The sequence below is a fragment of the Ruania alba genome, assembly GCF_900105765.1.
Classification (GTDB): domain Bacteria; phylum Actinomycetota; class Actinomycetes; order Actinomycetales; family Beutenbergiaceae; genus Ruania; species Ruania alba.
Genome location: NZ_FNTX01000001.1, coordinates 1,048,212 through 1,073,942 on the forward strand (window position 1 = coordinate 1,048,212; position 25,731 = coordinate 1,073,942).

20 protein-coding genes and 3 rRNA genes are annotated in these 25,731 nt (G+C 67.7%); 20 read left to right on the forward strand and 3 right to left on the reverse strand.

What is annotated here, in order from left to right; all coding sequences use genetic code 11:
• Positions 1 to 48 precede the first annotated feature (48 nt).
• Positions 49 to 672, reverse strand: coding sequence for a DedA family protein (locus BLU77_RS04920; RefSeq protein ID WP_089771950.1), 624 nt, complete (start codon positions 670 to 672; stop codon positions 49 to 51).
• Positions 673 to 766: 94 nt separating this feature from the next.
• Positions 767 to 1,543, reverse strand: a complete 777-nt coding sequence (locus BLU77_RS04925) for an alpha/beta hydrolase (RefSeq protein WP_089771951.1) — start codon at positions 1,541 to 1,543, stop codon at positions 767 to 769.
• Positions 1,544 to 1,612: 69 nt separating this feature from the next.
• On the opposite strand from BLU77_RS04925, the gene BLU77_RS04930 reads away from it, so the two are divergent.
• From BLU77_RS04930 to BLU77_RS04945, 4 genes are all read left to right on the forward strand, one after another.
• Positions 1,613 to 2,857, forward strand: a complete 1,245-nt coding sequence (locus BLU77_RS04930) for a neutral/alkaline non-lysosomal ceramidase N-terminal domain-containing protein (protein ID WP_089771952.1) — start codon at positions 1,613 to 1,615, stop codon at positions 2,855 to 2,857.
• Positions 2,858 to 2,931: 74 nt separating this feature from the next.
• Positions 2,932 to 3,594, forward strand: coding sequence for a DUF2306 domain-containing protein (locus BLU77_RS04935; protein WP_089772984.1), 663 nt, complete (start codon positions 2,932 to 2,934; stop codon positions 3,592 to 3,594).
• Positions 3,595 to 3,614: 20 nt separating this feature from the next.
• The gene (locus BLU77_RS04940) at positions 3,615 to 4,730 is read left to right on the forward strand and encodes a sensor histidine kinase (RefSeq protein ID WP_089771953.1); all 1,116 of its coding nucleotides are present in this window, start codon (positions 3,615 to 3,617) and stop codon (positions 4,728 to 4,730) included.
• Complete coding sequence (locus tag BLU77_RS04945) at positions 4,727 to 5,398, forward strand: response regulator (RefSeq protein ID WP_089771954.1); 672 nt, start codon at positions 4,727 to 4,729, stop codon at positions 5,396 to 5,398. The genes BLU77_RS04940 and BLU77_RS04945 overlap by 4 nt, the downstream gene beginning before the upstream one ends.
• Here the strand turns inward: BLU77_RS04945 and def are convergent.
• Positions 5,383 to 5,964, reverse strand: a complete 582-nt coding sequence (def, locus tag BLU77_RS04950) for a peptide deformylase (RefSeq protein ID WP_139177598.1) — start codon at positions 5,962 to 5,964, stop codon at positions 5,383 to 5,385. The two genes, BLU77_RS04945 and def, sit on opposite strands and share 16 nt — an antisense overlap.
• A 220-nt stretch (positions 5,965 to 6,184) precedes the next feature.
• Between def and argC the strand changes: the two genes are divergently transcribed.
• The 16 genes from argC to BLU77_RS05035 all read left to right on the forward strand — a co-directional run bounded on the left by argC (position 6,185) and on the right by BLU77_RS05035 (position 25,714).
• The gene (gene argC, locus BLU77_RS04955) at positions 6,185 to 7,264 is read left to right on the forward strand and encodes an N-acetyl-gamma-glutamyl-phosphate reductase (protein WP_217632361.1); all 1,080 of its coding nucleotides are present in this window, start codon (positions 6,185 to 6,187) and stop codon (positions 7,262 to 7,264) included.
• Positions 7,261 to 8,424, forward strand: a complete 1,164-nt coding sequence (gene argJ / locus BLU77_RS04960) for a bifunctional glutamate N-acetyltransferase/amino-acid acetyltransferase ArgJ (RefSeq protein ID WP_089771956.1) — start codon at positions 7,261 to 7,263, stop codon at positions 8,422 to 8,424. Before argC ends, argJ begins: the two co-directional genes overlap by 4 nt.
• Complete coding sequence (argB, locus tag BLU77_RS04965; protein WP_089771957.1) at positions 8,421 to 9,368, forward strand: acetylglutamate kinase; 948 nt, start codon at positions 8,421 to 8,423, stop codon at positions 9,366 to 9,368. The genes argJ and argB overlap by 4 nt, the downstream gene beginning before the upstream one ends.
• The gene (locus BLU77_RS04970) at positions 9,365 to 10,636 is read left to right on the forward strand and encodes an acetylornithine transaminase (protein ID WP_089771958.1); all 1,272 of its coding nucleotides are present in this window, start codon (positions 9,365 to 9,367) and stop codon (positions 10,634 to 10,636) included. The genes argB and BLU77_RS04970 overlap by 4 nt, the downstream gene beginning before the upstream one ends.
• Positions 10,633 to 11,637, forward strand: a complete 1,005-nt coding sequence (argF, locus tag BLU77_RS04975; protein WP_089771959.1) for an ornithine carbamoyltransferase — start codon at positions 10,633 to 10,635, stop codon at positions 11,635 to 11,637. Before BLU77_RS04970 ends, argF begins: the two co-directional genes overlap by 4 nt.
• On the forward strand, positions 11,634 to 12,167 hold the full coding sequence (locus BLU77_RS04980; protein ID WP_089771960.1) for an arginine repressor: 534 nt from the start codon (positions 11,634 to 11,636) through the stop codon (positions 12,165 to 12,167). Before argF ends, BLU77_RS04980 begins: the two co-directional genes overlap by 4 nt.
• On the forward strand, positions 12,164 to 13,594 hold the full coding sequence (argG, locus tag BLU77_RS04985; RefSeq protein WP_089771961.1) for an argininosuccinate synthase: 1,431 nt from the start codon (positions 12,164 to 12,166) through the stop codon (positions 13,592 to 13,594). The genes BLU77_RS04980 and argG overlap by 4 nt, the downstream gene beginning before the upstream one ends.
• The gene (argH, locus tag BLU77_RS04990; RefSeq protein WP_089771962.1) at positions 13,594 to 15,000 is read left to right on the forward strand and encodes an argininosuccinate lyase; all 1,407 of its coding nucleotides are present in this window, start codon (positions 13,594 to 13,596) and stop codon (positions 14,998 to 15,000) included. The genes argG and argH overlap by 1 nt, the downstream gene beginning before the upstream one ends.
• Positions 15,001 to 15,018: 18 nt before the next feature.
• The gene (locus BLU77_RS04995) at positions 15,019 to 15,585 is read left to right on the forward strand and encodes an AAA family ATPase (protein ID WP_245708671.1); all 567 of its coding nucleotides are present in this window, start codon (positions 15,019 to 15,021) and stop codon (positions 15,583 to 15,585) included.
• 59 nt (positions 15,586 to 15,644) lie between these two features.
• On the forward strand, positions 15,645 to 16,262 hold the full coding sequence (locus BLU77_RS05000; protein ID WP_217632406.1) for a DNA-3-methyladenine glycosylase: 618 nt from the start codon (positions 15,645 to 15,647) through the stop codon (positions 16,260 to 16,262).
• A 122-nt stretch (positions 16,263 to 16,384) separates the two neighbouring features.
• Positions 16,385 to 17,662 carry a tyrosine--tRNA ligase gene (tyrS, locus tag BLU77_RS05005; RefSeq protein ID WP_089771964.1) on the forward strand — a complete coding sequence of 426 codons (1,278 nt, stop codon included), beginning with the start codon at positions 16,385 to 16,387 and terminating at the stop codon, positions 17,660 to 17,662.
• A gap of 666 nt (positions 17,663 to 18,328) precedes the next feature.
• A 16S ribosomal RNA gene (locus tag BLU77_RS05010) occupies positions 18,329 to 19,853 on the forward strand.
• Positions 19,854 to 20,193: 340 nt separating this feature from the next.
• Positions 20,194 to 23,318: ribosomal RNA gene (locus tag BLU77_RS05015) — 23S ribosomal RNA — on the forward strand.
• Positions 23,319 to 23,425: 107 nt separating this feature from the next.
• Positions 23,426 to 23,543: ribosomal RNA gene (gene rrf, locus BLU77_RS05020) — 5S ribosomal RNA — on the forward strand.
• Together the 16S, 23S and 5S rRNA genes form the textbook arrangement of a ribosomal RNA operon.
• 471 nt (positions 23,544 to 24,014) lie before the next feature.
• A complete protein-coding gene (locus BLU77_RS05030) occupies positions 24,015 to 24,665 on the forward strand; it encodes a hypothetical protein (protein WP_089771966.1) in 651 nt (216 codons plus the stop codon).
• Positions 24,662 to 25,714, forward strand: a complete 1,053-nt coding sequence (locus BLU77_RS05035; protein ID WP_089771967.1) for an HAD-IIA family hydrolase — start codon at positions 24,662 to 24,664, stop codon at positions 25,712 to 25,714. The genes BLU77_RS05030 and BLU77_RS05035 overlap by 4 nt, the downstream gene beginning before the upstream one ends.
• Positions 25,715 to 25,731 lie beyond the last annotated feature (17 nt).

Genomic DNA, 25,731 nt, shown 5'->3' on the forward strand with positions numbered 1-25,731 from the left:
CGCCGAAACCACGGCGAGACAGTGCCGGCGCCCGCGTGGGGGACATCCCTACCGGAGTGCCTTCTCCCGTGAATTCCGACGGTGCCGCACGACCAGCACCGCGACGACCGCGGCCAGCGCCAGCACGCCGACGGCGATCCATCCGGCGGTGCCGAGCGTGCGTGCCATCTCCGGTAGTGCGGTGCGGGCCGTCGCACCGGCACCCACCCAGAGGCCGGACCAGCTGGCCGCGCCGAGCAGCGAACCGAGCACGAAGCTGCGGTACGTCACGCCCGCCGCACCGGCGACCGCCGGCACCACCGTGCGCACCCCGGGCAGCAGTCGCGACCCGGCGATCGCCCAGGTGCCGTAGGTGCCCATCATCCGGGAGCCGGCGTCCCAGTGCCGCACCCCGATGCGTCGTACCAGGGCGCTCTCCCGCAGCGCCGGCCCCAGCTTGCGGCCGATCAGATAGCCCACATGGTCGCCCAGGCTCGCCCCGACGGCGACCACCCCCAGCGCCCAGGCGACGTCAGCTCCGGTGGTCGTGGCCGCGCCCAGGGCGAGCACCGCCGTCTCACCCGGGAACGCCAGCCCGAGGCCCAGCGCGGACTCGGCGAACGCGAACACCCCGCCCAGCAGGAGCAGCAACGGGCCGAACTGATCGGCGAGACCGGCGAGGAAGGCGTCCATAGTTGCCAGCCAACCGCCTGCAGATGTGCCACCACATCGGGTACCACCCGGATCTGACCCGGAACCTCAGGGCTCGAGACTCAGGGTAGGACGCTCAGTCCGGCGGACGGATGCCGTGGCCGTTCAGCCACTCCACCCAGTGCTGCGACCAGCCGGCCACCGCCCCGGTCTCCTCCAGCGCCAACCCGAGGCCGTGCCTCCCGTGCGGATACACGTGCGCCTCCACGTCCGCCCGGGCCGCCCGCCACGCTGAGACGGCGGCGAGGGTGTTCTCCACAGGGACGGCTGCGTCGTCGGATGTGTGCCACACGAACGCCGGGGGAGCGGCGGCATCCACCCGGTTCTCCACGCTCAGTGCGAGGGCCAGCGCTTCGGTGTGGTCCGCGCCGAGCAGGTTCAGCCGGGACCCCACATGGGTGCGCGCCACGAGGGAGAAGACGGGGTAGCCCATGGTCACCAGGTCGGGGCGGGCGAGGGTGTCGGGGTCGATGCCTTCGCGCTCGGCGAGCGCGGTGCGCTCGGCATCAGTGGCCGTGGCGGCTGTCCCGGCGAGGTGCCCACCGGCGGAGTAGCCGATCACCGCGATCGGGCCGTTGATCTCGCCATGCACCCCGGCGCGCAGGTCGGCCAGCGCCAGCAGCACCTGCTCGAGCGCTTCCGGGTACCGGGCCGGGGCCACCGGGTAGTCCAGGTGCCCGGCCGGGATGCCCCGCGCGGCGAGCCAGTCGGCCGTCCCGGGGCCCTCATGCTCGCTGCGGTGGGCGTATCCGCCACCGGCGAGCGCAAGGACGAACCCGCGACCACCGGAGGTCAACAGCTCGGGTGTGGCAGGAGACAGGACGAGCGGGACGCGGGCCACCTGATTCGGCATGCGCCGCAGCGTATCCTCAGCGCACACGGGGCGCCGAGAGCGTCCAGGACGTGGTGAGGAGGCGAACTCGTGCAGGTGGGAGCGGCAGTACGGACGGCTGCGGTGCCGGTGGGCACACCCATGTCCGGGTACGCCGGACGAGCCGGCCCGAGCCTGGGCGTGCACCAGGCCACCTCGGTGCGTGCGCTGGTGGTCGACGACGTCGCGATCGTGGCACTGGACGTGTGCGCGGTGCACATGCGCACCTCCGACCGGGTCGCGGCGGCGGTCCGCGGATGGGCAGGGACCTGCGTGGTCACCGCCACCCACACGCACGCCGGCCCGTGCGTCGCCTTCGGGCGGGTCGGTGGCCATGCTGCGCAGGCGCACGAGACCGTGGTGGAGGCGGCCATCGCCGCGGTGCGGGAGGCGGCGGGGGAGCGGGTACCGTGCGAGGTGACCGTGGCGCGAGCAACCGGCGTCGGCGTGGCGCGCAACCGCCGGCACCCTGACCGTCCCATCGACCCGCCCGTCTGGCGACTGACATTCCGGGCGCAGGATCGGGTGGTCGCCGACCTGATCAACTACCCGTGCCACCCGGTGGTGCTGGACGCCGCCAACCGGCTTATCGCCGCCGACTATCCGGGAGCCTTGCGCGACGAGGTCGAACGCGCGCACCCGGGTAGCGTGTGCCTCTTCCTCACCGGCGCGGCCGGCGACGTGAACACCGGCCACCCGGCAGAAGCGTCCTACACCGAGTCCGGTGCGGGGGAGCGGAGCCTAGCCGAGGCAGGCCGCGTCGGTCAGCGGATCGCCACGGCAGCGCTCGCCGCTGCGGAGCGGCAGGTGGACGTGCCGGCGGTCGCCCGCGTGACCCGTGTTCCGGTACGACTGCCGTTCGCCCGGCCGGACGCCGGCGAACGGGAGGCGCACGTGCGCATGTGGCGCACGCAGCAACGCACCGCCGACCCAGGACTGGCACGGGTGCTGCAGACCTGGATCGACTGGGCCGAGGCGGGCGTCCCGGACGACCCGGCCCCGTGGACGGGCCACGTCACCGCGGTCGACATCGGCGTCCCACTCGTCTTCCTCCCCGGTGAACCCTTCTTGGCCACCGCCGAGGCGATCGAGCGCGCCATCGGCGCACCGGTGCTCGTGGCCGGCTACGCCGACGACGTCCCCGGCTACCTGCCCCCGTCCCACGAGTACGCCCACGGTGGCTACGAGGTCCTCGATGCCCACCGGTACTACGCGATGCCGGCGCCGTTCGCGCCCGGCTGCGCGGAGCGGGTGGGTGATGCGGCTGTGGAGGCGATCTTGGCGGCGCAGCACTGATCGGCCGAACGGCCGAGCAGGATCGAACCGAATGACCGATGTGCCGGTCGCTGGCGCACCGCGACGATCGAGGCATGGTCTCCACCCCAGTCCCCACGAAGCTTCCCCGTGATCCCGCTCGCCGCAGGAACCGGCCCCAATGGCTGCTACCGGCCGGGCTGCTTTTCCTCGCCCTCGTCCCCGTGCTCGCCGGCGCCATGCGGATCACCGAGCTCGCGTCCGGCGCCACGGTCACCGCCGAGAACGCCCGCTTTGTCGACTCCCCGGTCCCTGTGGTCGCGCACATCGCCGGCTCCACCCTGTACCTGCTGCTCGGCGCGTTGCAGTTCGTGCCCACGCTCCGTCGTCGGCGCTGGCACCGGTTCGCCGGCCGGGTGCTGGTTCCTGCCGGTCTGGTGTCGGCCTTCTCCGGCATCTGGATGGCCGTCGCGTACGACCTACCGGCCAGCAACGGACCAGTCCTGGCAGTGATTCGCGTGGCCCTCGGTGCCGTGATGGCGGCTGGCCTCGTGATCGCGGTGGTCGCGATCCTGCGCCGGAACGTGCAACGACACCGCGCTTGGATGATCCGCTCCTATGTGATCGCTCTGGGGGCCGGCACCCAGGTGTTCACCTTCCTACCGTGGACGCTCGCGCTCGGTCAGCCGGGGACGGCCATGACCACAGTCCTGATGGCCGCCGGCTGGGGCATCAACATGGTGGTCGCCGAGATCGCCATCCGCCGTGGCCGGCGATGAGACGACCGTATGCTGGCGCGATGGGCTCCGCCGCGCGGTCGACGCCGCCGGGCACTCCACCGTCCCGCGGGTGGCGCGACTGGGTCCTGCTCCTCGGTGTGACCGCCGCGGTCGCCGCGGAGACGGCCCTGCGCACCGACGTCCCGCCCCAGTGGCCGTGGGCCGCGGTCCTGATCGCGGTCGCCGTCACCACGCTGTGGCGGCGCCGATTCCCGACGGCGATGCTCGCCACCGCGCTCGGTGTCGCCACGGCAGCCGGTCAGCTCATCGCGACCGACCTTGCCCTGGTCTCCTCGATCTACCTGCTCACCCTGGTGTACGCGGTACCACGATGGGGGAGGGGCCGGTCGATGGTCGCCGGCGGAGCGCTGATGCTCGTCGCCGTCCTGGTCCCGAGCCTCGTGGGCTCGGCCCCGTGGGCCGATGCGTGGGGATCGGCCGCCGTGGTCCTCGCCACCGGCGCCCTTGGCCTCGCGTTCCGGTGGCGGGCGGCATCCCGCGCGCGCGAGTTGGAACAGGTGCGGTTGCTCGAGGGCGAGCGGCTGGCGCGCGACCTGCACGACACCGTCGCCCACCACGTCTCCGCGATCGCCGTGCGCGCCCAGGCCGGTCGCGCGGTCGCGGCCACCGACAGCGCTGCCGCCACCGACGCCCTCCGCGTGATCGAGGACGAGGCATCCCGCGCCCTGGCCGAGATGCGCTCGATCGTGCGCATCCTCCGCCGCGACGACAATCCCGAGCTCGCCCCCGCACCGGGGATCGCCGACCTGAGTGCGCTCGCGGACGCCGGGGGAGCGGCGCCGGTGCAGGTGGAGGTCACCGGAGACACCTCAACAGTCCCGGCCCGGGTGAGTGCCGCCGTCTACCGGATCGCCCAGGAGGCGCTCACGAACGTACGCCGGCACGCCCGTGGCGCCACGCGCGCCCTCCTGCTGGTCCACATCGACGCGCTCGAGGTGACCGTGGAGATCAGCGACGACGGCAGTCCGGCGCACGCTCCGCCGTCGGGAGGGTACGGGATCGCCGGGATGACCGAACGGGCCACCATGCTGGGCGGACGCTGCACCGCCGGCCCCGGCCCTGACGGCGGCTGGATCGTCACGGTGACCCTTCCCCTGGCAGGATCACCGGGGTGAGCATCCGGGTGCTGGTAGCCGACGATCAGGAGATCGTCCGCACCGGGCTGCGGATGATCCTGGACGCCCAGCCCGGCATCGAGGTGATCGCCGAGGCCTCCGAGGGCGCCCAGGCCATTCGCCTCGCCCGCCAGGAGCGACCGGACGTGTGCCTGGTCGACATCCGGATGCCGGGCACGGACGGTCTCGAGGTCACCCGGCAGCTCGCCGGCCCGGGGGTATCCGACCCGATCCCGGTGGTGGTGATCACCACCTTCGACCTCGACGAGTACGTCTACACCGCACTGCGGAACGGCGCCCGCGGGTTCCTTCTCAAGAACGCCGGTCCCGTGCTGCTGAACGAGGCGGTACACGCGGCGGCGCGGGGCGACGCGCTCATCGACCCGGCGATCACCGTCCGGCTCATCAGTACCTTCGCCGGGGCCGCACCATCGCCCGCCCCGCCCGCAGCCCCGGCCAGCCCGCTCACCGCCCGCGAGGAGGAGGTGCTCGCCGCCGTCGCTCGCGGCCTCGGCAACACCGAGATCGCCCGCGAGCTGCACATCTCCCTGAGCACGGTGAAGACGCACCTCGGGAGCCTGATGACCAAGCTGGATGCCCGCAACCGGGTGGAGCTCGCCATCTGGGCCGCCGAGCGGGCCCGGTCACTCACTCAGCGATCCGGGTAGACCGCCGGTTCCTTCTCGTGCACGCGGCTCACCGAGTCCCGCCGCTCCAGCACCTCCTCGCGCAGGTCCTCCATGTCCCGCAGCACTCGCTTGCGGACCCGCTTGCTCAGCAGGTCCACGTACAGCCGCCCATTGGTGTGGTCGGTCTCGTGCTGGAAGCAGCGCGCCAGATATCCGTGGGCGGTCAGCTCCACCGGCGCCCCGGTGATGTCCACCCCGCGCACTCGCACGTCGAGCGGCCGGAACAGCTCCGCCCCCGGGCCGGGCACGGAGAGACAGCCCTCCTCGATCTCCTCGGTCTCAGCGCTGGTCACCTCCACCTCGGGGTTGGCCACGTGGCCCACATACCGGGTGCCGTCGGAGTCGGTGAGGTCATAGACGAACAGTCGTAGGTCCACGCCCACCTGATTCGCGGCCAGGCCCACCCCTTCGGCCACCAGCATCGTGGCGAACATGTCGTCCACCAGGCTGGCCAGCTCCTCGGTCCCGAACGCCGTCACGTCGGCGCAACGCTCATGCAGCACGGACTCACCGATCTCGGTGACCCGCAGCGCGCGCCCGCGCACGGCCTCCGGGGAATCTCGGGGTAGTCGTCGACCGCACTGCCCTGGACGATGGTGGTGCTCATGCTGTGCCCTTCTTGCACGCTCGCTCCGGTGCCTTGCTCCGGCACACCTCGTTCCTCGGCGTCCCTCCGCAGGGGCTCCTCACGCTCATGCCGAACATTCTTGCGTATTCCACCCCATGGTTGCGCTCGCTCGCACCACGCCATGTATAGTTATTCATATGACTGTATCGGTCGCGATCGCAGGTGCCAGTGGCTACGCGGGCGGAGAGACGCTGCGTCTGCTTCTTGCCCACCCCGAGGTAGAGGTCGGAGCGCTCACCGCGCACTCGAACGCCGGTGAACTCGTGGGCCGCCATCACCCGCATCTGCGCAGCGTGGCCGATCGCACCTTCGTGGCCACCACAGCCGAGAACCTGCGCGGGCACGACGTCGTCGTCCTCGGCCTCCCGCACGGCGCCTCCGGCACCATCGCGGCGGAGCTGGAAGCGGTCGGCCCCGGCAGTGCTACCCCTCTGATCCTGGACCTGGGTGCCGACCACCGGCTCACCGACGCCACCGACTGGGCTGCCTTCTACGGCAGCGAGCACGCGGGCAGCTGGCCCTACGGCATGCCCGAGCTGCTGCACGCCGGTGAGACTGCAGCGTCGTCGCAGCGTGGAGCGCTGAGCCAGGCCCGCCACATCGCGGTGCCCGGCTGCAACGTCACCGCCGTCACCCTCGGCATCCAGCCCGGCGTCGCGGCCGGTGTTCTCGACCCGAGCGATGTCGTCGCCGTCCTCTCGGTCGGCTACTCCGGCGCCGGCAAGGCGATGAAACCCCACCTCACGGCCGCCGAAGGGATCGGCTCGGCCGCACCGTACGCGGTCGCCGGCACGCACCGGCACGTCCCCGAGATCGAGCAGAACCTGCGCGTCGCGGGTGCCGGGGCAGCGGACGTTCACTGCTCTTTTACCCCAGTGCTGGTCCCGATGTCCCGTGGCATCCTCGCCACCACGACGGCGCCCCTCGCCCCCGGTGTCACGCCCGCCCAGGTGCGTCTCGCCTGGGAGCAGGCCTACGCCGGTGAGCAGTTCGTCCAGCTCCTCCCGGAGGGCCAATGGCCGACGACGGCCGCCACCCTGGGTGCGAATACCGCCTTGGTGCAGGTCGCCATCGATGACAGGGCCGGCAGAGTCGTGACCATCTGCGCCATCGACAACCTCGTCAAGGGCACTGCCGGCGCGGCCGTGCAGTCCATGAACCTCGCCCTCGGGCTCCCCGAAGGGATCGGCCTGACCACCGAAGGAGTGGCCCCGTGACAACGACAAGCCCTGCCGGCTTCCGCGCCGCCGGCGTCACTGCCGGCCTCAAGGCCTCCGGCACCCCGGACGTCGCCCTCGTCGTCAACGACGGGCCCACCAAGGTCGGTGCCGCCGTGTTCACCACCAACCGCGTGGTCGGTGCCCCGGTCTTGTGGTCCCGCCAGGTCGTCTCCGACGGCGTGGTCGAGGCCGTGCTGCTCAACTCCGGCGGCGCGAACGTGTGCACCGGGCCGGACGGCTTCGCCGACACCCACCACAGCGCCGAACGCGCCGCCGAGGCCCTCGGTGTCTCTGCGGCCGACGTCGTGGTCTGCTCCACCGGCCTCATCGGCGAACGGCTGCCGATGGACAAGCTCCTGCCGGGAATCAGCGCCGCCGCCGAGGCGCTGACCGCTGACAGCGGCCTGGACGCCGCCCAGGCGATCATGACCACCGACACGGTCCCGAAGACCACCCACATGGTCCGCGACGGGTGGAGCGTGGGCGGGATGGCCAAGGGTGCCGGCATGCTCGCCCCCGCCATGGCCACGATGCTGAGCGTCCTCACCACCGATGCGGTCGTCGATCCGGCCATCGCCCGGCGCGTGTTGCACGCCGCCACCTCGGTCACCTTCGACCGGGTCGACTCCGACGGGTGCATGTCCACCTCGGACACCGTGGTGCTGCTGGCCTCGGGGGCCTCCGGCGTCGAACCCTCCGAGGCCGAGCTGACCCAGGCGCTCACCGATGCGGCCGCTGATCTGTCCCGGCAGCTCGTCGCCGACGCCGAAGGCGCCTCGCACGACATCGCCGTCGAGGTCACCGGGGCCACCAGCACCGACGCCGCGCTCGCGGTCGCCCGCGCCGTCACCCGCTCCAACCTCGTCAAGGCCGCCGTCTTCGGCAACGACCCGAACTGGGGCCGCATCCTTGCCCAGGTGGGCACCGTGCCGGTCGAGGTGGCGCCGTTCGACGCCGATCAGGTGGACGTGTCCATCAACGGCGTGATGATCTGCCGCTCCGGCGCCGCCCACGCCGACCGCAGCCGGGTGGACCTCGCCGCTCAGCGCGAGGTACGGATCGTCATCGACCTGCACGCCGGCGACGCCACCGCCACCGTGTGGACCAACGACCTCACCCACGACTACGTCCACGAGAACAGCGCCTACTCCACATGAGCACCGAACCCGCAGACCCCACCGCCGAGACCTTCGTCTTCAACACCGAGACGGACCTGCGCCCCGGACAGAAGGCCGAGGTACTCATCCAAGCCCTGCCCTGGCTGGAACGCTTCGCCGGCGCCGTGGTGGTGATCAAGTTCGGCGGCAACGCCATGATCGACGCCGACCTAGAACGCGCCTTCGCCGAGGACATCCGGTTCTTCCGCTACGCCGGGCTCAAACCCGTCGTCGTGCACGGCGGTGGCCCGCAGATCTCGGCCATGCTGACCCGCCTCGGCATCGAGTCCGAGTTCCGCGGCGGGCTGCGGGTCACCACCCCGGAGACTATGGACGTGGTGCGCATGGTGCTCACCGGCAAGGTGCAGCGAGACCTGGTGAGCCGGCTGAACGCGTCCGAACCCCTCGCCGTCGGGATCTCCGGAGAGGACGGTGGCCTCTTTGCCGCCCGCAAGCGGCAGGCCGTGGTGGACGGCGAGCCGGTCGACGTCGGCCTTGTGGGCGACGTGATCGAGGTACACCCTCGCGCCGTCCAGGACCTGCTGGATGCCGGCCGCATCCCGGTGATCTCCACCATCGCCCCCGATATGGATAACCCCGGTGACGTGCTCAACGTGAACGCCGACACGGCCGCCGCCGCCCTGGCCACCGCCCTGGGGGCGCAGAAGCTGGTGGTGCTCACCGACGTCGAGGGCCTGTACGCGAACTGGCCGGACACCTCCTCCCTGGTCCGGCAGATCGGCGCCGAGCGCCTGGCCGCGATGCTGCCTACGCTCGCCTCGGGGATGGTGCCGAAGATGGAAGCGTGCCTGCGGGCCGTCTCCGGCGGTGTGCCGCAGGCGCACGTGATCGACGGGCGCCAGCCGCACTCGCTGCTGCTGGAGATCTTCACGACCGAAGGGGTGGGCACGATGGTCACGCCCACTGAGGAGGAAGCAGCATGAACGAGCTCAGCGAGATTGCCGGCGCAGGCCGCACCGACGCTCTCACCCAGGCCGAGTGGACCGGCCGCTACACCGGCGCCCTGATGAACACCTTCGGGGCCCCGCAGCGGGTGCTCACCCGCGGCGAAGGGTGCTACGTCTGGGACGCCGACGGCCAGCGCTACCTGGATCTGCTCGCCGGCATCGCCGTGAACAGCCTCGGCCACGCGCACCCCACGCTCACCGGGGCGATCTCGGCCCAGCTGGGCACCCTGGGGCACATCTCGAACTTCTTCGCCTCCCCGCTGCAGATCACCCTCGCCGAGCGCCTCGCCGCGCTCGTGGTCACCGGCCCACGCCCGACGGCGGCCCGCACCTTCTTCACCAACTCCGGCACCGAAGCACTCGAGGGTGCGTTCAAGCTGGCGCGCCGCCACGGCGGCGCCGACCGGCCACGCATCCTCGCCCTCGAGGGAGCCTTCCACGGGCGCACCATGGGCGCCCTGGCCCTGACGGCGAAGCAGGCCTACCGCGAGCCGTTCGAACCACTGCCCGGCGGGGTGGAGCACCTGCCGTTCGGCGACCTCGCCGCCCTCGAGGCCGCGTTCGCCACCGGGGGAGAGCAGGTGGCCGCCGTCGTCCTCGAGCCGTTGCAGGGTGAGGCCGGGGTGCGCCCATTGCCCACCGGCTACCTGGCCGCGGCGCGCGAGCTCACCGATGCCCACGGTGCCCTGCTGATCCTGGACGAGGTTCAGACCGGGATGGGGCGCACCGGGGCATGGATGGGCCACCACCACGACCACATCGGCGCCGGCGTGGTCCCGGACGTGGTCACCCTGGCGAAGGGCCTCGGTGGCGGCTTCCCGATCGGCGCTGTCGTTGCGGTCACCGAGCGGGCAGCCAGCCTGTTCGGCCCGGGGCAGCACGGCACCACCTTCGGCGGCAACCCCGTGGCTGCCGCAGCCGCCCTGGCCACCATCCACGTGATCGAGCGGGACGGCCTGCTCAAGCGGGTCGGCAGCACAGGGAACGCGATCCGATCGGCGATCGAAAGGCTCGCCCATCCACTGATCGCCGGTGTCCGCGGCGAAGGGCTACTGCTCGCGGTCCAGCTCACCGACGAGATCGCGCCCGCCGCGGCCCGCGCCGCGCTGGAGGCCGGGTTCATCATCAACCCCGTCGCCCCCGACGCGCTGCGGCTGGCCCCACCGCTCATCCTGACGACCGAGCAGGCGACGTCCTTCACCGACGCCCTGCCCCACATCCTCGAGAAGGCGATGCAGTCATGACGACCATGCCCGACGCCACGACGAACCCCCGGCCGGCCGTACGCCACTTCCTGGCTGACGACGACCTCACGTCGGCTGAGCAGCGTGAGGTTCTCGAACTCGCCGCCGCGCTCAAGGCCGATCGCGCCGCAGGCGTCTACACGGTGACGCCCCTGGCAGGCCCGCAGCCGGTGGCGATCATCTTCGACAAGCCCACGCTACGGACTCAGGCGTCCTTCACCGCCGGGGTGGCCGAGCTCGGCGGCTATCCGATGCTCGTGGACGGCACGCTGGCTCAGGTCGGTGTGCGTGAGTCGGTGCCGGATACCGCCCGGGTGCTCGGCCGGATGACCTCGGCGATCGTCTGGCGCACCTACGCGCAGTCGGCGCTGGAGGAGATGGCCGCCCACGCTGGCGTCCCCGTGGTGAACGCCCTCACGGACGACTACCACCCATGCCAGATCCTCGCCGACCTGCTCACCATCGCCGAGCACACCGGCGGGTTCGCCGTCGACGGGCCGGCCCTGGCTGACCGGACCTTCGCCTACGTCGGCGACGGCGGGAACAACATGGCCCACTCCTACCTCCTCGGCGGAGCCCTTGCCGGCATGCACGTACGGATCGGAGCCCCCGAGGGGTACCTGCCTGACCCGGCCGTGGTGAAACGCGCCGGGGCGATCGCCGCCGGCACCGGCGGCTCGGTGACCGTCGTGGAAGAGGCGACGGCCGCCGTCACCGGGGCAGACGTGGTGGCCACGGACACCTGGGTGTCCATGGGCCAAGAGGACGAGAAGGACGAACGGGAGCGACCCTTCCTGCCGTTCCAGCTCAACGACGAGCTGCTCGCCGCCGCCGGGTCGAACGATGGCCCGGCGATCGTGCTCCATTGCCTGCCCGCCTACCGCGGCAAGGAGATCACTGATGCCGTGCTCGAAGGGTCCGCGTCCCGGGTCTGGGACGAGGCGGAGAACCGTCTGCATGCACAGAAGGCGATTCTCACCTGGTTGCTGGGGAAACGATGAGCATCCCCGCCACCAAGGCCGCCCGGCACGCCCTGATCCGTGAGGTGATCGCCGGCTCGCCGGTGCACTCGCAGGCGGAGCTGCAGACCAGGCTCGCCGACCGTGGCGTCACCGCCACCCAGGCCACCCTCTCCCGCGACCTGGACGAACTGCGTGCGTACAAGGTGCGTGGAGCAGACGGCAGCCAGCAGTACGCGCTGCCTCCGGAGGGGCCATTCGGGTACGGGGCTGCGGACACCGAACAGTTCGCCGTCCGCCTGGCGCGATTGTGCACCGAGCTGCTGGTGGCCACGGAGGTCTCCGGCAACCTGGTGGTGCTCCGCACCCCTCCGGGCGCGGCACAATTCTTGGCATCGGCGATCGACCACTCGGTCCTGCCCCCGGTGATCGGCACGATCGCCGGGGACGACACGGTGCTGGTCATCGCCGCGGAACCTGACGGTGGGACAGCCGTCGCCCAGCTCTTCCTGGATCTGGCCAGCGGCCGCGATCCCGATCGAGACACCACGACCCCTGAGGAGAACCAGTGAGCAAGGTACTGACGGAACTACCGGTCGGTGAGCGGGTGGGCATCGCCTTCTCCGGCGGACTGGACACCTCGGTCGCCGTGGCGTGGATGCGGCACCACGGAGCCGTCCCGTGCACCTACACCGCCGACATCGGCCAGTACGACGAGCCGGAGATCGACAAGGTCCCGGGCCGTGCGATCCAGTACGGCGCCGAGCTGTCTCGCATGGTCGACTGCAAGGCCGCACTGGTCGAGGAGGGGCTCGCCGCGCTCGCCTGCGGAGCGTTCCACATCCGCAGCGGCGGACGCGTCTACTTCAACACCACCCCGTTGGGCCGTGCCGTCACCGGCACCCTGCTGGTGCGCGCCATGCAGGCCGACGGCGTGGAGATCTGGGGTGACGGGTCCACCTTCAAGGGCAACGACATCGAACGGTTCTACCGCTACGGGCTGCTGGCCAACCCGAACCTGCGGATCTACAAGCCGTGGCTCGACCCGGCCTTCGTCACCGAGCTGGGTGGCCGGTCGGAGATGAGCGAGTGGCTCGTCGAGCACAACCTGCCCTACCGGGACAGCGCCGAGAAGGCCTACTCCACCGACGCCAACATCTGGGGTGCCACGCACGAGGCGAAGACCCTTGAGCACCTCGACGTCTCCCTGGAGACGGTGGACCCGATCATGGGCGTGAAGTTCTGGGACCCGACCGTGGCCATCGATACCGAGGACGTCACGATCGCGTTCGAGGGCGGACGTCCGGTGGCGATCAACGGCACCCGCTTCGACGACCCGGTCGCCCTGGTGCACGAGGCGAACACGATCGGTGGCCGGCACGGGCTGGGTATGTCGGACCAGATCGAGAACCGCATCATCGAGGCCAAGTCCCGTGGCATCTACGAGGCTCCCGGGATGGCGTTGCTGCACATCGCCTACGAGCGGCTGGTGGCAGCCATCCACAACGAGGACACCATCGCGAACTACCACGCCGACGGGCGGCGGTTGGGGCGGCTGTCCTACGAAGGTCGCTGGCTCGACCCGCAGGCGCTGATGATCCGCGAGTCGATCCAGCGGTGGATCGCCTCGGTCATCACCGGTGAGGTCACCCTGCGGCTGCGCCGCGGCGAGGACTACACGATCCTGAACACCGACGGACCCGACTTCTCCTACCACCCGGAGAAGCTGTCGATGGAGCGCACCGAGTCCGCAGCCTTCGGACCCACCGACCGGATCGGCCAGCTCACCATGCGCAACCTCGACATCGCCGATTCCCGCGCGAAGCTGGAGATGTACGCCCAGCAGCCGGTCGACCAGGGACAGGTGCTCGTGGAGAACGGGACACTGTTCGGTGAGCTCCCGACCGGTGGAGCCGAGACCATCTCGGCCAACCCGGCAGCCGCGAGCGACGACGAGAGCGCGCTCGAGCACGCCGCCTGGGAGTCGGGGTCCGACTGATGAGCGAGCACACCACCGGATCGGGATCGTTGTGGGGCGGCCGGTTCACCGGCGGACCCGCCGACGCCCTGGCGGCACTGAGCAAGTCCACGCACTTCGACTGGCGACTCGCCCGCCACGACATCGCCGGCTCGCGCGCGCACGCTCGTGTGCTGTACGGCGCCGGGCTCCTCGACGAGACCGAGCTGGACGGCATGCTGACGGCGCTGGACCAGCTGGACGCGGACGTGGCCTCCGGGGCGTTCGTCGCGGCGCTCGAGGACGAGGACGTGCACTCCGCCCTCGAGCGTGGGCTGATCGAGCGGGCCGGTCCGGCGCTCGGCGGCAAACTGCGCGCCGGCCGGTCCCGGAACGACCAGATCGCCACGCAGGTGCGGATGTACCTGCGTGAGCACGCCCGCCTGATCGCCGACGGCGTGCTGGACGTGGTGGACGCCCTGTGCGCCCAGGCTGAGGCGCACCCGGGGGCCGCAATGCCCGGCCGGACCCACCTGCAGCACGCCCAACCGGTCCTCCTGGCGCACCACCTGCTGGCGCACGCCTGGCCGTTGCTGCGGGACGTGGACCGACTGCGTGACTTCGATCGCAGGGCTGCGTACTCGCCGTACGGGTCCGGTGCGTTGGCGGGATCCTCGCTCGGGCTGGACCCGGCGGCCGTGGCGGCCGAGCTCGGCTTCGACGGGCCGGTGGAGAACTCCATCGACGGCACGGCCTCGCGTGACCTGGTGGCGGAGTTCGCCTTCGTGACCGCGATGATCGGTGTGGACCTCTCCCGGATCTCCGAGGAGGTGATCGTCTGGGCCACCAAGGAGTTCGGCTTCGTGACCCTGCACGACTCCTTCTCCACCGGGTCCTCGATCATGCCGCAGAAGAAGAACCCGGACGTCGCTGAGCTGGCTCGGGGGAAAGCAGGCCGCCTGATTGGTGACCTGACGGGTCTGCTCGCCACGCTCAAGGGCCTCCCGCTCGCCTACAACCGGGACCTGCAGGAGGACAAGGAGCCGGTGTTCGACGCCGTCGACACCCTCGCTCTGCTGCTCCCCGCGGTCTCCGGCATGGTCGCGACGCTGACCTTCCACACGGATCGACTGGCCGAGCTCGCCCCGCAGGGCTTCGCGCTCGCCACCGACGTGGCCGAGTGGCTGGTGCGTCAGGGAGTGCCGTTCCGGGAGGCGCACGAGATCGCCGGGGCTTGTGTGCGGGTGTGCGAGGAGCGCGACATCGAGCTCTGGGACCTCTCCGACGCGGACCTGGCCGGGATCAGCGCGCACCTGACCCCCGCGGTGCGTGAGGTGCTCAGCGTGGACGGGTCGCTGGCCTCCCGGGATGCCATCGGCGGAACCGCTCCGGTGCGGGTGGCCGAGCAGCTCGCTGCGGCACAGGCCCGTGCCGCGTCATTGCGCTGAGCCTGCAGCATGGTCGAGGTGAGCCCACCGGTGGAGACGGTGCGGGCCGTCGCTACGGCGGCCCGCACCACCGGTCCGCGCTGCGGAGCGTCCACCGTGGTGGCGATCGACGGACCCGCCGGTTCGGGCAAGACCACGCTGGCAGCCGCGGTTGCAGCGGAGCTGGAGGCTACGACCGTGCACATGGATGACCTCTATCTCGGCTGGTCCGGTCTGCGGGACTCCGCGGACCGGCTCCGACGCGAGATCCTGGCCAAGCTCTGGCTCGGTCGCGTGGGCCGGTACCGGCGCTACGACTGGCACGCCGAGGAACTGGCGGAGGAGCATGAGGTCCCTACTGACGGCGTCCTCGTGGTGGAGGGGGTCGGCTGCGTGCGCGCCAACACCCGCCCCTTCTTCAGCGTGATCGTCTGGGTAGAGGCCTCCGACGACGTCCGCCTCGCCCGGGGACTGGCGCGTGACGGCACGGCTGCGGAACCGCACTGGCGTGCCTGGATGGCCGAGGAGGCCACGCTCTTCGCCGAGGCAGGCACCGCCGCAGTCGCCGACCTGCGCGTGGACGCGTTCGGACGGTTGCGTCGGTGACTCAGGTGCACGAGCCCGGGTCGTTGGACCTGAGCGCGCCCTCGGTGGCGGTCGCTCCGATGCTGCTCGGCGCCACGCTGGCCACCGGCACGGGAGAGGATCGGGTGGCGGTGCGCATCGTCGAGGTGGAGGCCTATCTCGGTGGTGACGACCCTGGCTCGCACGCCTACCGTGGGCGTACTGCACGGAACGCGACCATGTTCGGCCCGCCCGGCCACGTGTATGTCTACCGGCATCTCGGGCTGCACCACTGCGTGAACCTGGTCTGCTCACCGGAGGGAACGGCCACGGCGGTGCTGCTGCGGGCCGCTGAAGTGATCCACGGCGCGGAGCTGGCGTGGCAGCGGCGGCTCGCCGCCGGTGTGTGCCGGCGCTCCGAGGATCTCGCCCGCGGCCCGGCCCGTCTCGCCGTCGCTCTTGGCCTCGTCCACGCTGACGACGGCGCTGACGTCGTTGTCCATCCGGGTGATCGTGCCCCGACCGGCCGATGCCCGGACGCGCGAGCCGCGACCAGGCAGAACCTGGTGCTGACACCTGCGTCAGGTCCGGTCGCAATACGTACCGGTCCCCGGGTCGGGGTCTCGGGAGTCGCCGGCACTGACGCCTATCCGTGGCGGTACTGGATCGACGGTGACCCGCACGTCTCAGACTTCCGGCCCGGGAGGGGCGCACCGTGAGTCGGCACCAGACCCCAGCGGAAGAACCGTTGGCACCCCTCGCCGTCGGTACGCTGGGGCGCGGACAGGGGAACACGCCCCTATCCCGTCACGCAGACGGAGCGTAGACAAGGTAGGTCATAGTGAACGACATCCTCGACGAGTTGCGCTGGCGCGGTCTGATCGCCCAGTCCACCGATCTCTCGGCTCTGGCCGAGGCGCTCTCGACGGGACCGGTCACCTATTACGCGGGCTTCGACCCCACGGGGCCGAGCCTGCACCACGGGCACCTTGTCCAGCTGATGCTGCTGCGGCACCTGCAGAACGCCGGACACCGGGCCATCGCACTCGTCGGCGGCGCTACCGGGATGATCGGGGACCCGCGGATGTCGGGGGAACGCACCCTGAACACCAAAGAGGTGGTGGCCGAGTGGACGGAGCGGTTGCACGCGCAGATCTCACGGTTCCTCGACTTCGAGGGTGAGAATCCGGCGCAGATGGTGAACAACCTGGACTGGACGGCGCCGCTCTCGGCGATCGACTTCCTGCGCGATGTGGGTAAGCACTACCGGCTCGGGACGATGCTGGCCAAGGACACGGTGGCACGGCGGCTGAACAGCGACGAGGGGATCAGCTTCACCGAGTTCAGCTACCAGATCCTGCAGGGGATGGACTTCCTCGAGCTGCACCGGCGATACGGGTGCACGTTGCAGACCGGTGGCAACGACCAGTGGGGCAACCTCCTCTCCGGGGTCGATCTGGTGCACAAGGCCGACGGCGTGTCCGTCCATGCCCTCACCACGCCGTTGATCACGAAGTCCGACGGCACCAAGTTCGGCAAGACCGAGGGCGGTGCGGTGTGGCTGGCACCGGACTTGATGAGCCCGTACGCGTTCTTCCAGTTCTGGCTGAACACCGCCGACGCGGACGTGGTGGATTACCTCAAGGTGTTCACCTTCCTCGACCGGGACACCATCATCGAGCTCGCCGAGCAGGTGGAGTCCGACCCGGCCGTGCGGAAGGCGAGGACGGCGCAACGCACCCTGGCCCGGGAGGTCACCACTGTCGTGCACGGCGCCGAGGCGACCGAGCGGGTGGAGGCGGCGTCCGCGGCATTGTTCGGTGGGGGAGACGCGGACGCTCTGCGCCACCTGGACGCCGGCACGCTCGCCGACGCCGTGGCTGAGGTCCCACGTGGGCAGATCACCATCGGGGAGACGACCATCGTCGATGCACTGGTGGCGGCCGGTCTGGAGAAGGGGCGGAACGCAGCACGCCGGGTGGTCGGTGACGGTGGTGCGTACCTGAACAACGAGAAGGTCACCGATACAGACCGTGTCATCGGTGACGACGACCTGCTCGCGGGCGACGTGGCACTGGTGCGCCGCGGCCGCCGGTCACTCGCCGTCGTGACGGGCTGAGTCGGCGCCGCACCGCTCATCGGGCCCGGTCGGCCAGGGGATCCCTGGGGGCCGGGCCCGCTCCCGTGCTGGCTCGATCAGATCACCGACGTGAGGCGTATCACCTCGACCGCGTCGGACCTCCCCAGGACGTCGGGTCAGACCTCGACGGAACTGCATCGTCGCAGGTCAGAGGGCATGGCGCAGACTGAACATGCGACCGAGCGGGCGGCTGCTGACGATTTGACCCCCGCCGCACAGGGCCGTAATGTTCTATCTCGTCGCCCCGCAGAGGGAGCAACGGACACCGACACGGTGGACGGTCCCGGCGAGGCATGATCGAAGGTAGCGCAAGCTGCACGATCACATCCGACAGTTCGGCCGTTCTCGGCAGGGCAGTCCAGCAGAGTCAGGTGCAGATCTGGCTCGGACAGCCAAGTTGACGAGGGCGAATCGGACCGAGTAGGGTGGAGCGGTTGCCCCGAGCAGGAAGCCCGGATCGGGATTCATGGCGGTGCGCGTTCGTTGTTTGAGAACTCAACAGTGTGTTTGTAAGTGATTGATGCCAGTTTTTTATTGGTTGGGTGTGCGCTCCTGCCTCGTTGGGGGTGTGCGCCTGGCTGGGATTTTTTTTTCGTATGGTTGTTGGTGCTTCTGGCCTTTGGGTTGGGGGCGCTGTTTCAGCTTTTTACGGAGAGTTTGATCCTGGCTCAGGACGAACGCTGGCGGCGTGCTTAACACATGCAAGTCGAACGATGAAGCGGTGCTTGCACCGTGGATTAGTGGCGAACGGGTGAGTAACACGTGAGTAACCTGCCCCTTTCTCTGGGATAAGCGCTGGAAACGGCGTCTAATACTGGATATTCAGGTCCTGCCGCATGGTGGGGTTTGGAAAGATTTTTTGGTGAGGGATGGGCTCGCGGCCTATCAGTTTGTTGGTGGGGTGATGGCCTACCAAGACGACGACGGGTAGCCGGCCTGAGAGGGTGACCGGCCACACTGGGACTGAGACACGGCCCAGACTCCTACGGGAGGCAGCAGTGGGGAATATTGCACAATGGGCGAAAGCCTGATGCAGCGACGCCGCGTGAGGGATGACGGCCTTCGGGTTGTAAACCTCTTTCAGTAGGGAAGAAGCTTTCGGGTGACGGTACCTGCAGAAGAAGCGCCGGCTAACTACGTGCCAGCAGCCGCGGTAATACGTAGGGCGCAAGCGTTGTCCGGAATTATTGGGCGTAAAGAGCTCGTAGGCGGTTTGTCGCGTCTGCTGTGAAAACGCGAGGCTCAACCTCGCGCCTGCAGTGGGTACGGGCAGACTAGAGTGTGGTAGGGGAGACTGGAATTCCTGGTGTAGCGGTGGAATGCGCAGATATCAGGAGGAACACCGATGGCGAAGGCAGGTCTCTGGGCCACTACTGACGCTGAGGAGCGAAAGCATGGGGAGCGAACAGGATTAGATACCCTGGTAGTCCATGCCGTAAACGTTGGGCACTAGGTGTGGGATCCATTCCACGGATTCCGTGCCGCAGCTAACGCATTAAGTGCCCCGCCTGGGGAGTACGGCCGCAAGGCTAAAACTCAAAGGAATTGACGGGGGCCCGCACAAGCGGCGGAGCATGCGGATTAATTCGATGCAACGCGAAGAACCTTACCAAGGCTTGACATATACGAGAACCCTGCAGAGATGTGGGGCTCTTTGGACACTCGTATACAGGTGGTGCATGGTTGTCGTCAGCTCGTGTCGTGAGATGTTGGGTTAAGTCCCGCAACGAGCGCAACCCTCGTCCTATGTTGCCAGCACGTGATGGTGGGGACTCATAGGAGACTGCCGGGGTCAACTCGGAGGAAGGTGGGGATGACGTCAAATCATCATGCCCCTTATGTCTTGGGCTTCACGCATGCTACAATGGCCGGTACAAAGGGCTGCGATACCGTAAGGTGGAGCGAATCCCATAAAGCCGGTCTCAGTTCGGATTGGGGTCTGCAACTCGACCCCATGAAGTCGGAGTCGCTAGTAATCGCAGATCAGCAACGCTGCGGTGAATACGTTCTCGGGCCTTGTACACACCGCCCGTCACGTCATGAAAGTCGGTAACACCCGAAGCCGGTGGCCCAACCCTTGTGGGGGGAGCTGTCGAAGGTGGGATTGGCGATTGGGACGAAGTCGTAACAAGGTAGCCGTACCGGAAGGTGCGGCTGGATCACCTCCTTTCTAAGGAGCAACTCTCATCTGTGTCATCCGCCGTGTGTGGGTGGTGTGGGTGGGCAGTGGCCATGCCCCGGGCGAGTGTTCTGGGGGTGGTGCTCATGGGTGGAACATCAATCACGTATCTTCTTGCTGGTCATGTACCTGTTGGTTCTCCTGTGTGGGGGCCTGGTGGTGGCTGTGGTGGGTGCGAACACACTGTTGGGTGTCTGAGGCAACGAACCCGTTGGGGTTGGTGGTCTTGATGCGGGCCCATGCGCTTGGCTGATCTGTTGGTTGGTCGGTGGTGGGGATCGTCGGTAGCTTGAGAACTGCACAGTGGACGCGAGCATCTTTGATTTTTTGTGGTCAAGTTTTTAAGAGCATTCGGTGGATGCCTTGGCACCAGGAGCCGAAGAAGGACGTAGTAGCTTGCGATAAGCCTCGGGGAGTTGGCAAACGAACTTTGATCCGAGGATTTCCGAATGGGGAAACCCGGCCGGGGTCATGCCCGGTTACCTGCACCTGAACACATAGGGTGTGTGGAGGGAACGTGGGGAAGTGAAACATCTCAGTACCCACAGGAAAAGATATTCCGAGAGTAGTGGCGAGCGAAATCGGATGAGGCCAAACCATGGGTGTGTGATAGCCGGCAGGCGTTGCACTTGTGGGGTTGTGGGACTCGTTGGCTGGTTCTGCCGAGCTGGCAAAGAGTAAAAAAGTCGCGTGATAGTCGAAGGATCTTGAATGGTCCAGCATAGAGGGTGTGACTCCCGTAGGCGAAATTGCGTGGCCTCTTGATGAGTATCCCAAGTAGCACGGGGCCCGAGAAATCCCGTGTGAATCTGCCAAGACCACTTGGTAAGCCTAAATACTACCTGGTGACCGATAGCGGACAAGTACCGTGAGGGAAAGGTGAAAAGTACCCCGGGAGGGGAGTGAAATAGTACCTGAAACCGAATGCTTACAATCCGTTGGAGCCTCCTTAGCAGGGGTGACAGCGTGCCTTTTGAAGAATGAGCCTGCGAGTTAGCGGTACGTGGCGAGGTTAACCCGTGTGGGGAAGCCGTAGCGAAAGCGAGTCCGAATAGGGCGATTGAGTCGCGTGCTCTAGACCCGAAGCGAAGTGATCTATCCATGGCCAGGTTGAAGCGCGGGTAAGACCGCGTGGAGGACCGAACCCACCTAGGTTGAAAACTGGGGGGATGAGCTGTGGATAGGGGTGAAAGGCCAATCAAACTTCGTGATAGCTGGTTCTCCCCGAAATGCATTTAGGTGCAGCGTCACGTGTTTCTTACCGGAGGTAGAGCTACTGGATGGCTGATGGGCCTCACCAGGTTACTGACGTCAACCAAACTCCGAATGCCGGTAAGTGAGAGCGTGGCAGTGAGACTGCGGGGGATAAGCTTCGTAGTCGAGAGGGAAACAGCCCAGACCACCAGCTAAGGCCCCTAAGCGTATGCTAAGTGGGAAAGGATGTGGAGTTGCACAGACAACCAGGAGGTTGGCTTAGAAGCAGCCACCCTTGAAAGAGTGCGTAATAGCTCACTGGTCAAGTGATTCTGCGCCGACAATGTAGCGGGGCTCAAGCATACCGCCGAAGCTGTGGCATTCACGCATTTACTTGGCTTGCCTCCTTGTGGGGTGGGTCCAGGTGTGTGGATGGGTAGGGGAGCGTCGTGTGGGGAGTGAAGCGGCGGAGTGATCCAGCCGTGGACGCCACACGAGTGAGAATGCAGGCATGAGTAGCGAAAGACGGGTGAGAAACCCGTCCGCCGAATGACCAAGGGTTCCAGGGCCAGGTTAATCCGCCCTGGGTAAGTCGGGACCTAAGGCGAGGCCGACAGGCGTAGTCGATGGACAAGCAGTTGATATTCTGCTACCGGCGAAGAACCGCCCATACCGAGCCCGGTGATGCTAAACGCCCGAAACTTCCTAGAGTCCCTTCGGGGAACGTGGGAGCGTAGCGCGTGACCCGAACCGGTAGTAGGTAAGCGTATTAACAGGGGTGACGCAGGAAGGTAGCCCAGCGTGTCTTATGGCTTGGCACGTCCAAGGTTGTAGGGCGAGGTATAGGCAAATCCGTACCTCATATAGCCTGAGAACTGATGGTGACAGCGAATGCTGGATGATTGGGTGATCCTATGCTGCCTAGAAAAACCTCGGCGCGAGGTTCTAGCCGCCCGTACCCTAAACCGACTCAGGTGGTCAGGTAGAGAATACTAAGGCGATCGAGTGAATCGTGGTTAAGGAACTCGGCAAAATGCCCCCGTAACTTCGGGAGAAGGGGGGCCTGATGCGTGATCCACCCTTTGCGGTGGGGATGCGTTGATGGCCGCAGAGACCAGAGAGAAGCGACTGTTTATCAAAAACACAGGTCCGTGCGAAGTCGCAAGACGATGTATACGGACTGACGCCTGCCCAGTGCTGGAAGGTTAAGAGGACGGGTTAGTTCCTTCGGGAGCGAAGCTCAGAATTTAAGCCCCAGTAAACGGCGGTGGTAACTATAACCATCCTAAGGTAGCGAAATTCCTTGTCGGGTAAGTTCCGACCTGCACGAATGGCGTAACGACTTCTCTGCTGTCTCAACCGCGAACTCGGCGAAATTGCACTACGAGTAAAGATGCTCGTTACGCGCAGCAGGACGGAAAGACCCCGGGACCTTTACTATAGCTTGGTATTGGTGTTCGGTACGGCTTGTGTAGGATAGGTGGGAGACTATGAAGCGCACGCGCCAGCGTGTGTGGAGTCAACGTTGAAATACCACTCTGGTCGTTCTGGATTCCTAACCTCGGTCCGTGATCCGGATCAGGGACAGTGCCTGGTGGGTAGTTTAACTGGGGCGGTTGCCTCCTAAAAAGTAACGGAGGCGCTCAAAGGTTCCCTCAGCCTGGTTGGCAATCAGGTGGCGAGTGTAAGTACACAAGGGAGCTTGACTGTGAGACGTACATGTCGAGCAGGGACGAAAGTCGGAACTAGTGACCCGACGGTGGCTCGTGGAAGCGCCGTCGCTCAACGGATAAAAGGTACCCCGGGGATAACAGGCTGATCCTGCCCAAGAGTCCATATCGACGGCATGGTTTGGCACCTCGATGTCGGCTCGTCGCATCCTGGGGCTGGAGTTGGTCCCAAGGGTTGGGCTGTTCGCCCATTAAAGCGGTACGCGAGCTGGGTTCAGAACGTCGTGAGACAGTTCGGTCCCTATCCGCTGCGCGCGTTGGAAATTTGAGAAGGGCTGTCCCTAGTACGAGAGGACCGGGACGGACTAACCTCTGGTGTGCCAGTTGTTCCGCCAGGAGCACGGCTGGTTAGCTACGTTGGGAAGGGATAACCGCTGAAAGCATCTAAGTGGGAAGCCTGCTTCAAGATGAGATTTCCATACACCCTCGAGGTGTGAGAGGCTCCCAGCTAGACCACTGGGTTGATAGGCCGGACGTGGAAGCACTGAAAGGTGTGAAGCTGACCGGTACTAATATGCCGATGACTTACCACAACACAAGTCAAAGAATTATTGTGCGCGTCCACTGTGCGGTTCCCGAGATACCGGGGAAAACACCCGCAACACACACCCACCGTGTGTGTGAATATCTCCATAGAGTTACGGCGGCCATAGCGAGGCGGGAAACGCCCGGTCCCATTCCGAACCCGGAAGCTAAGCCCCTCAGCGCCGATGGTACTGCACCCGCGAGGGTGTGGGAGAGTAGGACACCGCCGGACACCCATTCCAACAAGGGCCACCAGGCCGCCCCTCACACCAGGGGCGACGCCAGGTGGCCCTTGTTGCATTCCACCACCGGGTAGTATTCCCGGCGGTATCGTGAACAGTGAGGAGCACCCATGGCCGAGGAGCCCAAGGACGAGGAACGTCGTCGACGGCCCGACCGGGACGGCAGTGGCAGCGAGCGTCGCGGCTCGTACGGCCGTGGGAGTTCTGGTGCACCGCGGGGTGAGGGAGCGCGTGGCGGGCCCCGACGCGGGGGCGGTGCGTCGCGTGAAAGCGGGCGTGGGGGCGGCCCTCGGCGCGACGGATCGTCCGGGGGTGGCCATGAGCGTGCGCGCCGCGAGGGTGCCGATCGGACCAGGCGGCCCGCCCAGAGTCCCGGGAGCGACCAGCGTCGTCCCCTCCCGCGCGGTGAGTCGCGGCCGCCGCAGGATGATCGACCACAGGATCCGCCTCTGGACGACTCAGTGACATGGGATCAGCTCGATCGTGACGCCCGCGGCCGCCTCCGTACCTTGTCCAAGGACAACGCGGAGCGAGTGGGTCGACACCTGGTGATGGCCGGTGCACTGCTGGACACTGATCCTGAGACGGCGTATCTGCACGCCCTGGCTGCGTCACGACGAGCGGGACGGGTGGATGTCGTGCGGGAAGCCGTCGCCCTGACCGCCTATGCGACCGGACGGTACGCGGAGGCCCTTCGCGAGGTACGCACCGTCCGTCGGCTCAGTGGTGTCGATGGGATGCGTCCCATCGAGGCCGACTGTGAGCGTGGCTTGGGCCGGCCGGAACGTGCCCTTGCGCTAGCAGCTGCACCGGCGAGTCCTGCGATGACGCGAGAGGACCGGATCGAACTTGCGATCGTTGCCAGCGGCGCGCGCCTTGACCTGTCCCAGCCGGACGCTGCATTGCTGCTGTTGGAACAGCCCTTCGTCGCTGACGCCGGGGGTGAGATCGGAGAGCGGGTGGCCGAGGCCAAGGTCGAGGTTCTCCGGGCTCTCGGCCGTATTGGCGAGGCAGATGCACTCGCCGCGACCCTGCCTCAGCCGGACGAGTTCGCCGACGATGTGATCTTCGGTGAGATCGACGATCCCGAACGGGAAGAAGGTGCCCCATGACAGAAGCCACGCTGAGTGGGTCCGATCGGTCGTTGCAGGAAGCGTTCGACGTGGCGCTGCTCGACCTCGACGGTGTGGTCTATCGCGGCGCACACGGTGTGCCCCATGCCGCCCAAGCGGTTGACTCCGCGCGTGAGGGTGGGATGCGGACGATGTTCGTCACGAATAACGCCGCGCGCTCGCCACAGACAGTGGCTCGGCATCTCACCGACCTCGCCATCCCGACCGGCCCGGAAGAAGTCACGACGGCCGCGCAGGCAGCGGCGGCACTGGTGGCCTCCGAGGCCGACGCCGACACCCGGGTGCTGGTGATCGGCGGCGATGGGCTCCGCGAAGCGGTCCTCGCTGAGGGACTGGATGTCGTCGAGACCGCTGCGGACGCCCCCACGATCGTGGTTCAAGGATTTGCGCCGACGCTCGGGTGGCCGGATCTTGCCGAGGCGGTGTATGCGATCAGTGCGGGTGCCGACTTCGTCGCCTCGAACATCGACGCCACCCTCCCCACCGAACGTGGTATGGCGCCGGGAAACGGCTCGCTCGTCGCTGCAGTGGTGCACGCAACGGGCGTTCAGCCGCGCTCGACCGGCAAACCCCAGCCCGAAATCTTTCACCAGGCTGCTGAACGCTCCGGAGCCCGGCAGCCGCTGGTCGTGGGTGACCGGTTGAACACCGACCTCGCCGGAGCGCGAGCAGCGGGATATCCTGGACTGCACGTCCTCACTGGTGTCGACGGCATCGATGAGGTGCTCCGCGCCCGACCCGGCGAACGTCCCGAGTTCCTCGCCAGGGACCTGCGTGGCCTCGCCGAAAGCCACCCGCAGCCGTTCCGCGATGGCGAGCTGTGGCGCTGCCGCGACGCCAGCGTCAGCATCCGCGAGGGTCAGGTGGTGCTGCACCGGGATGGCGCCGAGTTGCTGCTGGGTGAGACCTCGGTACGCATGGACGAGTTTCGGGCGGCCGCCGCAGCCGCGTGGGATGCCAGCGACACGGCCGGAGTGGATACCGTGCTGAGCACCCCCGACCAGCCCGCGCAACTCGCTTCCGACTGAGCGGACTCCCAGCCAGG